We start from the raw sequence: 13489 nt of genomic DNA on the forward strand, positions 1-13489 counted from the left end.
TATAGATTCGCTAATACCGTAATGCCAATAATATCAAACTAATGACGAGGGACGAATGACGAAACAAGCTATACAGATAAATAATTATAAGACGAACAACAAGAGGTTCTACAGTGGCTCTACAGTGGCTCTACAGTGGCTCTACAGTGGCTCTACAGTGGCTCTACAGTGGCTCTACAGTGGCTCTACAGTGGCTCTACAACGAACAAAAGACGAACGATGAACGAAGGAATAACGAACCTAAGGCAAAGGAAAGTTATTTGAATATTGAATATTAGACATCTATGTTTAGATTCGTTTGCAGAAAAAACAACAAGACTCTTTTAATCTTGTACTTTTCTAACTTGACTGCAATATATTTAAAAGGTTTTCATTGAACCATTTATACCGATTGATAATCATAATATGAGTACCATTTTTTACTACAATAGCATTTCTTATGTACTGAATAGGAAAAACAGGGTCTTTATCTCCGTGAATGTGAACTGTGTGGGGTAAAGGTTCTTTTTGTTGCCAATTCACTATGCGGTCTATTGACCAATCGAGATAGGCAGGGGAGCGCATTCCTATATATTTCTCGTATAGAGCTATTCGTTTGGTCATCAGTTCAGAAAAAGAAAATCTTTTCCAAAACTCCAAATCGCTGATAGTACGAGTGGGCAATAGCTTATGCAGGTTTGTATAGCGTGCCAAGAGCATTTTCTTAGGTAGTTCGTACTGTGTTTTTACGCTGGAAATGAGGACTATTTTTCGATAATCGTTCAGTTGCTTAGCTATCTCTTGTACAATAATTCCTCCAAAGGACACTCCTAAGAGCACAGAAGAAGGCTCGGTAATTGCTACTGCAATACGTCCTGCATAGTGAGCTAGACTTTCTTCTTTTTCGGGAGTAATCCAGTCGAGTAAGTGCACACGGAAATTGTTGGGGAATTGCAAACGCTCGAAAATCTTAGGGCTGGCAGCCATTCCAGGCATTAAATAAATAGAAAGATTATCTTTTATATTCATTTGATATTGCTTTTTTACGAAAAATAAGTAACTTTGCACCAAATTTTAAATGAGTAACAGGTTATAGGTAAAAAGTAAAAACTAACGATAGTTAGGTATGTGAATGAGGTATAATGCTCATTTCTTACTTCTTATCTCTTATCTAGACAGAAGCAAAAGTACAACATTTTTGTCAAATAACGAATATTACTAATTAAAAACATAGTACAATGGAAGTAATAGACAGCGAATTTTCACGTCAATACCAAGCCAAAATCAACGGTGAACTTGCCTTTGTAGAATACGCTATTCAGGAGCGTAAGATATTCTTTACCAAAACATTGCTACCTGAAACGACGGACGAAGCGCTCATTGATGAATTCTTTAAGGGGGTAATAGCCTTAGTAGCTGAGAAAAAATATAGAGTGGTGCCCGTTTGCCCTGTAGCTATTGCTTTTTTTAAGCGTAATAAGGAGTGTAAAGACATACTTCCTGCTGGTATTAGGATTTAATAGTTAATGATTAACGGTTAATTAAAAAACTTCGTTTTACATTGATTATATACAGATAAAGTATGCGAGGGCAGAGTATGTAAAGTATACGCTCTAACAAAAAGAGCAGGGCTCTCCCCTACTCTCTTAACTATGTAGATAAAAAAGAATTAATAATATATTATATGAAAGCCGTATTTTTAGACCGCAACACGCTCTCTGAGCGCATAGATGTAGATATCCCAAAAGGGATAGCCCAATGGGTAGCCTTCCAAAAAACAGCTCCCGATGAAATTGTTCAACGTCTCAAACCTGCTGATATAGCTATCGTGAACAAGGTGAAACTCGATGAGAGTATCCTTAGGCAGTTGCCTAACCTTAAGCTCATTCACCTTACTGCTACGGGTATGGATAATATTGATAAAGAGGCTGCGAAAGCCTTGGGTATAGAAGTGAAAAACGTAGCGGGTTACTCTACTGAAAGTGTTACAGAACACTTCTTCTTGTTGTTACTATCGGCTATGCGTGCCCTAAAAACCTATCACACAAGTGTAGAAGATGGTACTTGGGAAAAAGATGGTCGTTTTTGCCTTACTGAGCCACCGGTGTTTGAATTGCATACCAAAACCTTAGGGATTATAGGAGTAGGCAACATAGGGAAAGCTATTAGTAAAGTAGCTGAAGCCTTTGGTATGAAAGTGCTATGGGCTGAACGCCAAGGTAAAGCGCCACGTAGTAAAGAATATACTGAATTCGACAAGGTATTGGCACAGAGTGATATCATCTCGCTTAACTGTCCGCTTACTCCTGAGACTAAGCATTTAGTAGATGAAGATTTCATCTCCAAATTGCGTAAAAAACCATTAATTATCAATATGGCTCGTGGGGCTATAGTAGACCCTCAGGCGGTATATGAAGCTATAGAAAGCAATCGTATAATGGGCTTTGCTACCGATGTGTTTGAAGAAGAACCGCCAATGACTAATGACCCTCTACTAAAAATAGCCAACCACCCTCGTGTGATTTACACTCCTCACGTGGCTTGGGCGAGCGAATACGCACAAGATAAGTTGTGGCGTATCTTGAAACGCCAAGTAGAAGATTTTATCGTAAAATATAAAACAGAACATAAGGAAAATGAAAAAGCATAATTTTAGCGCAGGCCCCTCTATCTTAGCACCTGAGGTATTCCAAAAAGCCTCTGAAGCCTTATTAGATTTTGAGGGGACTGGCTTATCGGTAATAGAAATATCACACCGCAGTCCAGAGTTTGTACGCGTGATAGAACGCGCTCGTGCATTGGCATTGGAAATCGCTGGATTGGACGATTCGTACACTACACTCTTCTTGCAAGGAGGAGCTAGTATGCAATTTTTGATGGTGCCATACAACCTCCTCGAAACCAAAGCTGCTTATATAGATACAGGTACTTGGGCTAACAAAGCACAAAAGGAAGCTGCTCTCTTTGGCAATGCCGAAGTGATAGCCTCTTCTAAAGCCGATGGATATAAGTATATTCCAAAAAATGTGACTGTTCCTACTGATATCGATTATCTGCACATCACTACCAATAATACGATTTACGGTACCGAGTACCACAGTTTACCTCAAACGAGCATCCCTTTGGTAGCCGATATGAGTTCTGATATTTTCTCACGTCCGTTAGACTACAAGCAGTTTAGTTTGATTTATGCGGGTTCACAGAAGAATTTAGGAGCTTCAGGTTCTACCTTAGTGATTGTGAAGAAGGATTTATTGGGCAAGGTAAGTAGGAAACTGCCTTCGATGATGGACTACCAGTTGCATATTAAAAACGATAGTATGTTCAATACACCTTCTACTTTTGCAGTATATGTAAACCTTTTAGTACTCGAATGGATACAAGCACAAGGTGGATTACAAGCCTTAGGCAAACGCAACCGAGCAAAAGCCGATTTGCTTTATGGAGAAATCGACCGCAATCCATTAGTAGTAGGGTATGCTAATAAAGAAGACCGCTCCCTAATGAATGTAGTGTTCAACCTCACCGATGAAAGTTCCAAAGAACGCTTTGATGCTTTGTGTAAAGAAGCCAATATCAGTGGAATAAAAGGACACCGCATCATAGGAGGCTATCGCGCTTCTATCTACAATGCCTTGCCTTTAGAAAGTGTACAAGTATTAGTAGATGTACTTAAAGAATTTGAACGCACCGCGTAAAGAAGAATAATATGGAAAACAAAATAAGTCCGATATAAATATCGGACTTATTTTATATTATACAATATGTTATTTAATCTCTAAGGCTTTATAATCAAATGTATTAAGCTTCACAACTACTACAGTTTACAAAATTCATCATCATTTCTTTTGCTACTGATTGACTGCGCTGATAGTACAAACTTTTAACTCCTAATTTCCAAGCCTCAATAAGCACTTTATTCACATCGCGAATAGGCATTGCTGACGGGATATTTAAGTTCAAACTCTGCGTTTGATCAATGTACGCTTGACGCTGTGCTGCTTGTGATATAATTTCCATCGGTGAAATCTCTTTAAAAGTTTTAAACACATTCTTCTCTAATTGAGATAACTCTTGCAAGTGTTGTACAGAGCCATTATTCAAACGAATAGAACGCCATACTTCTTCATTATTAAGACCTTTTTCCTCCAAAAGGTGAGTGAGATACTTATTTTTGCGCATAAAGTTCCCTTTAGAAAGCCCTACTTTATAGTAATTGCTCGAATAAGGTTCGATACCTGGTGATACCTGTCCTAAAATAGCCGAACTGGAAGTGGTAGGAGCGATTGCCATAGTGGTAGTATTTCGTCTACCATATCCTTTTAAAATTTCTGGTTCTCCGTAAATATGAGCTAACTCTTTAGTTGCCTTATCAGCTTCTTCACGAATGTATCTAAAAGCACGGGCATTGAACTGTGTTGCCTCAAAGCTCTCAAAAGGTATCATATTGCGTTGCAAGTAAGAATGATATCCTAATACACCCAAACCTAAAGCACGATGACGAATAGCAAAATTGCGAGCTGCCTGTAAATAGTAATTACCCTTTGTTTTTTCTATAAACTCTGAAAGTACCGCATCTAAAAAGAATACCGCTAACTTTACCGCTTTGGTATCTTTCCACTCATCAAAGAGCTCTAAGTTCATAGAAGAAAGACAGCAAATAAACGATTCATCTTCACTAGAAGGTAACATAATCTCACTGCACAAGTTACTTGAACGAATGAGCATATCCTTATCTTTATACACTTGAGGACGATTACGATTGGCATTATCCGTAAAGATAATGTAAGGTAATCCTTTTTGCTGGCGAGACTCCAAGACACGAGCCCATAGGCGACGTTTTTCTACATCACCATCTATCATTTCTTGCATCCAATAATCAGGTACACAAATACCAAAGAAAAGATTCTGAATAGGGAATTCTACATCTTTAATTTGTAGAAACTCTTCGGCATCAGGATGGTCTATATCTAAATAAGCAGCAAAAGCACCGCGCCTTACTCCTCCTTGTGATACAACGTCCATAGCTGAATCGAACAACTTCATAAAACTAACCGCCCCACTTGATTTACCATTATCGGTAACTGCAGAACCGCGACTACGCAATTCGCCAAAATAACCAGAAGTACCTCCCCCTATTTTGGTTTGCATAATCACCTCTCCAAGTTTATGAGTAATCCCCTCGATGCTATCAGGTACGTGCACATTGAAACAAGAAATAGGCAAACCTCTTTCAGTACCCATATTTGCCCAAATAGGAGATGAGAAACTAATCCACCCCTTAGTAATCATTTCTTTGAAAGCGGGCTGTAATTCGGGTTTATAAAGCCTATGTGCAGCAGCACTTGTAATGCGGTCTATTGCACCTTCTACGCTTTCTCCTTTTAGTAAATAGCCTCTATTGAGGATTTGTTCAGACTCTTCATTGAGCCACCAAATGTCTTTTTCTTCGTTCATAACTTTTTATTTTCGGGGTGCAAAGTAACAGCTTTATATTCTAATTTCACCCTCTATCCAAAATAAGTTATTAACAAAGTTTTTAACAATATAGCAAAATCAGCCTCTTAGGATAATTTTTTAACATACAGTTATACTTTTATATTACTTGAATAGCTAAAATAATAAAAATTAAATGTATGGGAAAGCAAAAACTATTAAAAATAAGAAGATATAGAAGAGTAGAAATATAGCTGTTAATTACTACAAATCAACGTGTTAAAAAGAATTGTTATATTTAAAACAAAATAGTAATACGATTTTATCTAAAATATTTTGTTCTTTCAGATAACTTTTGTACTTTTGTAGCGTTAAGTATAAAAGGAAATCTTATGTCAGAACTAATTACTAGACCTATACCTATTGATGAAGAAGTAGTGTGGGATAAAACAAAAACTATTATCAGTACTACTGATAAGTTGGGTGCTATTACTGACGTAAATCAAACATTTATAGACGTTTGTGGTTATCCTGCGGTTGAATTATTAGGAAAACCACATAGCATCATTCGTCACCCCGATATGCCTAAAATCATATTTAAGATTACTTGGGATAATATTTTGGCGGGGAGGAACTTTCACGCTATTATTAAAAACTTAGCTAAATCGGGTAAGTATTATTGGGTAATTACCGATTTTGAAGTAGGCAGGAATATTATTGGGGATGTTGTTACTATTATGGCACGTCAGCATTCAGTACCTAAGTATGTAATTACAGAGCATATTGAGCCTTTATATCAAACGCTCCTTAAACTTGAAAAAATAGGAGATATGGAGCTCAGTAATCGTTATTTTAAGGGCTTTTTAGAAAAACAAGGCAAATCATATATTGAATATATTATGGATATTATGGACGAAAGCAAGCGAGAAATTCACTTTGATCCTATCCCTAATATGCCTCACACTGATACTAACATTGGAGACTATGAAATTTCTGATGATATATTTAGTGAAGAACATCACGAAGAAGAAACTATGATGCAACGCAAGAGTTTCTTTGCAAAATTATTTTCTACGAATTAGAATTTTACAAATATCACAATAAAATGAGAGCGTATCTATTGCAATAGATACGCTCTCATTTTTGGTTCTTTCTATGACTACGATTCTTTCTTGTCTTGAATTTCTTTCTTATCGTCTTTTAATTTAGCTGACAGTTCCATAGAAATAGCAGAACGTTCAAATTTAATTTTTCCTGAAAGTGTTTCTAAGACACAAGTATCATCAGTAAGTTCTACAATGCGTCCGTGCATACCACTTTTAGTAATTACTTTATCGCCTCTTTTCATTCCTTCAATAAAGTTTTTTTCTTGTTTTTGTCGTCTTACTTGCGGACGAATCATAAAAAAGTAGAATACTAGGATTATCAATATAAGAGGTAGTAAACCACTGTTCATCAATTGTTGCATATTTATTAATTTAATTATTAGTTTTTAGTTATTTTAGAAAATTGTAATTAGAAACTTTTAGCTTTTGACTTTCAATTATAAAAGTCCTCTTCCTATCTTTTTTATTTGTTGTTTTTCTTCGAGTTCTTTATGTACATTTTTCATTACACCATTAATAAACGCACTACTTTTAGTAGTAGAATATTCCTTGGCAAGTTCTAAATATTCATTAAGTGTTACTTTCACTGGAATACTAGGAAAACTAAGCATTTCACAAACAGCCATTTTTAACAATATACTATCTATTACAGCCACACGATCTTTCTCCCAACCCGTCATTCTACTAATAATTTCATTCTCCCACTTACTATCATTGAGCACTGCTTTTTTTAGTAACCCTGTAAGAAAATCTTTTTCTTCTTCATCTTTATAAAGTGAAGGAACAAAATATTTATCAGGTGAGGTAGGGAGCACTTCTCTAAATAACCTACTTATATAGGTATTTACAATGGGATAATCATCTACCCAAGTGAGATTATAATCTTCAATATATTCATATATTGTCTCATCGGGAGCTATAATTTCTTCAAAAATAGTTATTAAAAAAGATTTATCAGCTTCAAAACTGCTCTTTTGTTTGCTGTATTTCTTATAAAACTCACTTTCTATAATGTTTTTATATATAGTACGCACATACTCTTCGTGTATTTCCCAATGATTTATACGTGCATCAGCAATGGCTTCTTGTAATAATGTATTATGAACGATGGCTAAGAGCAAAAGGTTTTCAGAGAATTTTTGATGTACTGTTCTCTCTTCAGTAGTAGCCAAATATTTTTTCTGAGCTACTTTGTGTTGATGAGTTGCCAAAGAATGCAGTTCAATGAAAAGTGATAATATTAATAAATATAGGTGTCGCATTTCATCAGCACTGTTTTGCAAGAACTTCAATTCTTTGTCTAAATCCTGACTTTGGCTCTGACGCATTGCATAAATTGATTGCATTACTTTTGCCCTAATATGTCGTCTTGTAAGCATAATTTGTAAGAACTTTCTTAACTTTATTTTGAGAGTGCAAAAGTAGAAAAAAAGGTTTAACAAGCCAAAAAAAAGCGCTAAAAAAGCACCTAAAATGTTAATTTTTTACTAAAAATCGCATTTTTTCTTGTTTTATACTTGCTATGATGAAATATATTACTACCTTTGTCCTTATTAACTGTATTTATAAGTTATCATATGAACAAATCAGAATTAATTGATGCAATTGCAGCAGGGTCTGGACTTACAAAAACCGACTCTAAAAAAGCTGTTGAAGCGTTCTTTTCAAGTGTTGAAAAGGCTCTAAAAAAAGGTGACAAAGTAGCTGTCGTAGGATTCGGTTCTTGGTCAGTTGCTAAAAAAGAAGCCAGAGAGGCTCGCAACCCTCGTACTGGTGCAGTAATTAAAGTACCTGCTAAGAAAGTTGTAAAATTCAAAGCAGGGGCTGAATTATCTGAAGCAGTAAACAAAAAGTAATTGCAGTAAAAAAGTCCCTTTCAGTTGAAAGGGACTTTTTTTATTTATTAGTAGATGAATTAATTAGCATAGAAACCTTATTTAATGATTAATGGTTAATGATTAATGGTTAATTTGGGAGAAGCTTATAGAAAGCTTATAGGAAAGACGAACAAAAGACGAACAAAAGACGAACAAAAGACGAACAATGAACGAACAATGAATGAAGAAAAAGTGAAGTTAAGTTGATGCTAAAGTAGAGATAAAAAGAAGGGAATTGGTAGACTTTTACTTTGCTAAAAGTCGTAGCACAACAGGCAAGTCGTAGCACGACGGGCAATTTAAAACTTTGGCAAGGTGCAAAGCGCACGAAAGCGCAAATTAATTCTCTGACAAGACTATAACTAACATTACCAATATGAAAAAGAAGAAAATAGTAGTCCTCACGGGGGCAGGGATTAGCGCTGAAAGTGGTGTAAAAACTTTCCGAGATGCCGATGGTTTGTGGGAAGGTCACGATATAGAACAAGTGGCAACACCTTATGGCTTTGAGAAAGACCCTGAACTTGTATTGAACTTCTACAACGGTTTGCGCAAACAGGTGAAAAATGTGCAACCTAACCCAGCTCACCTATTATTAGCCGAGTTGGAAAAAGAGTACGACGTGGTAATTATCACTCAAAATGTAGATGACTTGCACGAACGTGCGGGTAGCCATCACATTATTCACTTACACGGCGAACTGCTAAAAATGCGGGGAGTAGATGACCCCTATACGCTCTACGACTGTACTGACGACATCAAAGTGGGCGACCTGAGCCCCAGTGGAGCACAATTACGACCTCACATCGTGTGGTTTGGCGAAGATGTACCAATGATTGTAAAGGCTGCCGAAGAGGTAGAAACTGCCGATATAGTGGTTATTGTAGGTACTTCATTACAAGTGTATCCCGCTGCTGGATTGATGAACTGTGCCAAGAAAGATACACCTATATATTATATAGACCCACGTCCAAGCATCAGTAGTAAAGATAAAATCACTGTAATTAAAGACGTTGCTTCAACAGGGGTAGCTAAAGCTATTGAACTAATAAAAGAATTGAAATGAGTAACTTCCCAAAATTTATTTTAGGTGACAACACCGATATGCCCGATGCTATGTTCGTGGTGCATTTAGAGTATCCGCGCTTCGTGCTGAACTTAGACAACGACGAAGTAGAATGGCTGGAAGAGTTCGACGAAGAAGACACCAAAGAGTTAGAGGCTGAAAGCGAGAACCTTATAGAAGAAGCTATCGCTTTCTACGAACGAGAAATCGCCCGTATAGAAGAAAATGAATACTAAGCAACTCATACAGCAAATCGAAGCTAAACAATCGCTGTTATGTGTGGGCTTGGATACCGATATGACTAAAATTCCTCCTCACTTGCTTGAAGAGGAAGACCCGCTCTTTGCGTTCAACAAAGAGATTATAGAGGCTACTCACCCATTTGCGATAGCCTACAAACCCAATACAGCTTTCTACGAAGCATACGGCGAAAAAGGTTGGCGCGCCTTAAAAAAGACGATTGACTACCTAAACCGTCACCACCCTGAGATTTTCACTATTGCCGATGCCAAACGCGGGGATATAGGCAACACTTCAAATATGTATGCCAAAGCTTTTTTGAAGATATGCAATTCGATAGCGTGACAGTAGCCCCCTATATGGGAAGGGATTCAGTAGAGCCTTTTTTAGCTTTTGAGAACAAACACACCATTCTCTTAGCACTAACTTCTAATGAAGGGGCTTTCGACTTCCAAACGCAAAAACTCAACGATGAAGAGCTGTACAAAAGGGTATTACGTACCTCACTCACTTGGCAAAACAGCCAAAACCTGATATACGTAGTAGGCGCAACCAAGGCGGAATACTTAAAGGAAATACGCAAAATAATACCTGAACATTTCTTGTTAGTACCAGGAGTAGGTGCTCAGGGAGGTAGCTTGGAAGAGGTATGTAAGTATGGTTTGAACGACCACTACGGACTGCTTATCAACTCGTCAAGAGGCATTATTTTCGCTTCTAAGGGCGAAGACTTTGCCAAAGTAGCAAGTGAAAAAGCTGAGGAATTACAACAGAAGATGAAATTAATGCTTAATGGTAAATGATAAGTGGTAAATGAGTAGTAATGAAAAGGAACAAGAGAAATGACAAGTGTGAGAAGTAATAGGTATATCAACTTTGTACAAGTTTAAAACTTTGGCAGAATATGGTGATTAAAAACTAGTAAACTAATGACTAACAACTAAATAATATGATTACATTTTTAAATAAAAGCAACATTACACCAACCATTGAAGATGACGCTCACAGACTTTTTTCACTGTTGAGCAGGCGCTACCAACAACGACTATCTGACCTTTTTCAAGACAAAACTAAAGCACCTTATGTAGTAGGTTATATAGAAGACGGTCGCCTACACGGAATGGCTTCTATGGCTATCTACAGAGTGATTTCGGGCTATAAAGGTTGGATAGAAGATGTGGTGGTAGACGAGATGGCACGTGGTAAAAAAATAGGCACTCAGCTCATTCAACTTCTTATCGCCAAAGGCAAAGAATTGGGCTTGGGAGAAATATTGCTCTTTACCTCACCTACTAACGAAGCAGCTATTAAGCTCTATGAAAATGAAGGCTTTAAACGTAAAGGTGCAGAGGTATATGTGAATGCTCTCAAACAAATGTATCCACCAGAATCTTGATATATTACTATTTCTTTGTATTTTTGCCCTCTGATAAGGAAACAATAAAAATACTATGGAATTAGTTCACAAGAATCTCGTATTACCCAACAATGGCAAAAAGCTCTTGTTGCACACTTGTTGTGCGCCTTGCTCGGGCTCTATTATACTATCTATTCAGGCATCGGGGATAGAGTTTACTATATTTTTTTACAACCCTAATATTCACCCTCAAAAAGAATACGAAATTCGCAAAGAGGAAAATATACGCTTTGCCAAAAAGTGTGGCGTACCTATTGTAGATGCCGAATACGACACCGATAACTGGTATACGCGTGCTAAAGGTATGGAATTTGAACCCGAACGCGGTAGCCGTTGCGCAATGTGCTTTGATATGCGTATGGAGCGTACGGCTTTATATGCTTACGAAAACGGCTTTGATACCATTGCAACCTCACTGGGCATCTCTCGTTGGAAAGACCTCAACCAAGTGAATGAAGCAGGTAAAAATGCTGCCAATAAGTACGAGGGACTTACCTATTGGGACTACAATTGGCGCAAAAACGGAGGTGCTGCCTGCAATATGGAAATCTGCAAAAACGAGAAGTTCTACCAACAAGAGTACTGCGGTTGTGCTTTCTCGTTGCGCGATGCTAACAAATGGCGAGTAGCCAACGGAAGAGAGAAAATACGAATAGGGGAAAAATACTACGGAAGAGAAAAGTGAATAGTATGATAACTCCAGAAGAACTTACAGAAGGTCGAATCTTACTTATCGATAAGCCCTTGCAATGGTCGTCGTTTCAAGCAGTGAACAAAATCAAATGGGCAATACTCAAACACTATAAGCTCAAGAAGATAAAGATAGGGCACGCAGGAACATTAGACCCGCTTGCCTCTGGTTTATTGGTGATTTGTACGGGCAAATTTACTAAGAAGATTACCGAAATACAAGACGCTGTAAAAACTTATACAGGTACTATCACCGTAGGGGCTACGACTCCTTCCTACGATAAGGAAACTGAAATAGATGCCCACTACCCTACTGACCATATCACTCCTGAACTGATAGAACAAGTGCGAATGCAGTTTATAGGGGAGCTCACGCAAACGCCTCCTGTATTTTCGGCTATCAAGAAAGAAGGCAAACGGCTCTACGAATTTGCCCGCGACGGGAAAGAAATAGAAGTTCCTCAGCGCACTATCTATATTTACAGTTTCAATATAGATGCAAGTCAGTTTCCTAAATTGTACTTTGAGGTGATATGTAGCAAAGGCACCTACATACGCTCCTTGGCAAACGACTTTGGTAAAGCCTTAGGGTCTGGTGGCTATCTATCTGTATTGCGACGCACTAAGATAGGTGATTTCTCGGTAAATGATGCCTTAACGCCTGATGAATTTATAAACATACATATTCCAAAAATGCAAACAAAACCTATTATTCTCACTACTGTATTCGAGCGATTTATCGATAAGAATAAAACAACTCTTAATGACCATTTCGCTCGAAAAGAATCTACTTTGAACACACAAAACAATAGGAAAAAGTCTATTAATGAAGTGTATGAAGAGCGAGAGCGAGAACGCCTTAATAAACAACAAAAACAACAACACACTTCCGACCTTAATATAGAAGCCATTTTTCCTCGAAAAAAGAAAAAAAAGACCTCAGGAATCAAATATGAGTTTCGCTACTTTCTATCGATGTTTTCAAATACTGATAAGGCAATTATGCTTACTTTACTGATACTTTTCGGTACGATAGTAACCCTTATGGTGATACAACTTAGCAGTAGAGAGAAAGAAATAATGATTGAAATGGCACTCACTCCAGATGATTTACCTTATGAACCTCCAAAATTAGAGGAACAAACTGAAGCACCTGATCTTTCTCAAGCTATGAATGCGAAACTGACTACTAATGCTTATAATCAAGCCGATGCTGACTTACGTCATACTGAGAATTTTAAAACTTTAGACGAAATAATGGCAGAGCGTGCTTCTCAAGAGATGGAAAGTGCTAAAGAAGAATTGGTGAGTAATAATAAAATGTCGTCTAACTTAGTAATATCGGACGATAATACTCTTCAAAAAACAACTAAAATTTCATCTGATAATAAAGTAAATAAGAATACTTTAGTAAAATATGCCTTATCTGGCAGGACAGGAAATATACCTAACCCTGTATTTACTTGTGAAAAAGAAGGGCAAGTAGTGATTATTATTACAGTTGATGAAGCAGGAAGAGTTATTAGAACAGCTCTTGACAAAATGAATTCAACTACCAATGATGATTGTCTTATAGAAAACTCATTACTATATGCTAGCAGAGCCAGATTTAATGCTGTAACAGGCAAAAAAGAGCAAACAGGAACTATTACTTATATTTTTCAAAGTAAACGATAGA

The 13489-nt window shown here is 37.2% G+C and carries 16 protein-coding genes and 1 pseudogene; 13 read left to right on the plus strand and 4 right to left on the minus strand.

What is annotated here, in order from left to right:
* The first annotated feature begins 55 nt into the window (after positions 1-55).
* Entirely contained in the window at positions 56-223 is a 168-nt protein-coding gene (locus tag HW279_RS09335; RefSeq protein ID WP_178958773.1) for a hypothetical protein, read from the plus strand.
* A 116-nt stretch (positions 224-339) separates the two neighbouring features.
* Here the strand turns inward: HW279_RS09335 and HW279_RS09340 are convergent, their stop codons facing one another.
* Positions 340-1008 (minus strand): alpha/beta fold hydrolase, encoded by a 669-nt coding sequence (locus tag HW279_RS09340; RefSeq protein WP_178958774.1) that lies wholly within the window; start codon positions 1006-1008, stop codon positions 340-342.
* A 209-nt stretch (positions 1009-1217) separates the two neighbouring features.
* On the opposite strand from HW279_RS09340, the gene HW279_RS09345 reads away from it, so the two are divergent.
* From HW279_RS09345 to serC, 3 genes are all read left to right on the plus strand, one after another.
* Positions 1218-1499 carry a GNAT family N-acetyltransferase gene (locus tag HW279_RS09345; RefSeq protein WP_002672042.1) on the plus strand — a complete coding sequence of 94 codons (282 nt, stop codon included), beginning with the start codon at positions 1218-1220 and terminating at the stop codon, positions 1497-1499.
* A gap of 164 nt (positions 1500-1663) precedes the next feature.
* Positions 1664-2629, plus strand: coding sequence for a D-2-hydroxyacid dehydrogenase (locus HW279_RS09350; protein WP_178958775.1), 966 nt, complete (start codon positions 1664-1666; stop codon positions 2627-2629).
* On the plus strand, positions 2616-3677 hold the full coding sequence (gene serC / locus HW279_RS09355) for a 3-phosphoserine/phosphohydroxythreonine transaminase (protein ID WP_178958776.1): 1062 nt from the start codon (positions 2616-2618) through the stop codon (positions 3675-3677). Before HW279_RS09350 ends, serC begins: the two co-directional genes overlap by 14 nt.
* A 103-nt stretch (positions 3678-3780) precedes the next feature.
* Here serC and HW279_RS09360 read toward each other — a convergent pair whose 3' ends face one another.
* Complete coding sequence (locus tag HW279_RS09360) at positions 3781-5436, minus strand: ribonucleoside-diphosphate reductase subunit alpha (RefSeq protein ID WP_178958777.1); 1656 nt, start codon at positions 5434-5436, stop codon at positions 3781-3783.
* A 371-nt stretch (positions 5437-5807) separates the two neighbouring features.
* On the opposite strand from HW279_RS09360, the gene HW279_RS09365 reads away from it, so the two are divergent.
* On the plus strand, positions 5808-6497 hold the full coding sequence (locus tag HW279_RS09365) for a PAS domain-containing protein (protein WP_009419714.1): 690 nt from the start codon (positions 5808-5810) through the stop codon (positions 6495-6497).
* A gap of 77 nt (positions 6498-6574) precedes the next feature.
* Here HW279_RS09365 and yajC read toward each other — a convergent pair whose 3' ends face one another.
* Positions 6575-6883 (minus strand): preprotein translocase subunit YajC, encoded by a 309-nt coding sequence (yajC, locus tag HW279_RS09370; RefSeq protein WP_002672058.1) that lies wholly within the window; start codon positions 6881-6883, stop codon positions 6575-6577.
* A gap of 75 nt (positions 6884-6958) precedes the next feature.
* The gene (locus HW279_RS09375; protein WP_178958778.1) at positions 6959-7900 is read right to left on the minus strand and encodes a transcription antitermination protein NusB; all 942 of its coding nucleotides are present in this window, start codon (positions 7898-7900) and stop codon (positions 6959-6961) included.
* A 186-nt stretch (positions 7901-8086) separates the two neighbouring features.
* On the opposite strand from HW279_RS09375, the gene HW279_RS09380 reads away from it, so the two are divergent.
* The 8 genes and pseudogenes from HW279_RS09380 to truB all read left to right on the plus strand — a co-directional run bounded on the left by HW279_RS09380 (position 8087) and on the right by truB (position 13488).
* Positions 8087-8377: an HU family DNA-binding protein gene (locus HW279_RS09380; protein ID WP_255346883.1), complete on the plus strand. Its 291-nt coding sequence runs from the start codon at positions 8087-8089 to the stop codon at positions 8375-8377.
* A gap of 105 nt (positions 8378-8482) precedes the next feature.
* The gene (locus HW279_RS11200; protein WP_255495813.1) at positions 8483-8605 is read left to right on the plus strand and encodes a hypothetical protein; all 123 of its coding nucleotides are present in this window, start codon (positions 8483-8485) and stop codon (positions 8603-8605) included.
* Positions 8606-8774: 169 nt separating this feature from the next.
* On the plus strand, positions 8775-9464 hold the full coding sequence (locus HW279_RS09385) for an SIR2 family NAD-dependent protein deacylase (protein WP_009419710.1): 690 nt from the start codon (positions 8775-8777) through the stop codon (positions 9462-9464).
* The gene (locus tag HW279_RS09390) at positions 9461-9700 is read left to right on the plus strand and encodes a hypothetical protein (RefSeq protein WP_178958779.1); all 240 of its coding nucleotides are present in this window, start codon (positions 9461-9463) and stop codon (positions 9698-9700) included. The genes HW279_RS09385 and HW279_RS09390 overlap by 4 nt, the downstream gene beginning before the upstream one ends.
* Positions 9690-10507, plus strand: a pseudogene (gene pyrF, locus HW279_RS09395) (orotidine-5'-phosphate decarboxylase). The gene HW279_RS09390 and the pseudogene pyrF overlap by 11 nt, the downstream one beginning before the upstream one ends.
* Positions 10508-10653: 146 nt before the next feature.
* The gene (locus HW279_RS09400; RefSeq protein WP_002672071.1) at positions 10654-11100 is read left to right on the plus strand and encodes a GNAT family N-acetyltransferase; all 447 of its coding nucleotides are present in this window, start codon (positions 10654-10656) and stop codon (positions 11098-11100) included.
* A gap of 55 nt (positions 11101-11155) precedes the next feature.
* Positions 11156-11806, plus strand: a complete 651-nt coding sequence (locus HW279_RS09405) for an epoxyqueuosine reductase QueH (RefSeq protein WP_178958780.1) — start codon at positions 11156-11158, stop codon at positions 11804-11806.
* 5 nt (positions 11807-11811) lie between these two features.
* Positions 11812-13488 carry a tRNA pseudouridine(55) synthase TruB gene (gene truB / locus HW279_RS09410; RefSeq protein ID WP_178958781.1) on the plus strand — a complete coding sequence of 559 codons (1677 nt, stop codon included), beginning with the start codon at positions 11812-11814 and terminating at the stop codon, positions 13486-13488.
* Position 13489 lies beyond the last annotated feature (1 nt).

This window comes from Capnocytophaga sp. oral taxon 903 (assembly GCF_013394785.1).
Lineage (GTDB): Bacteria > Bacteroidota > Bacteroidia > Flavobacteriales > Flavobacteriaceae > Capnocytophaga > Capnocytophaga ochracea.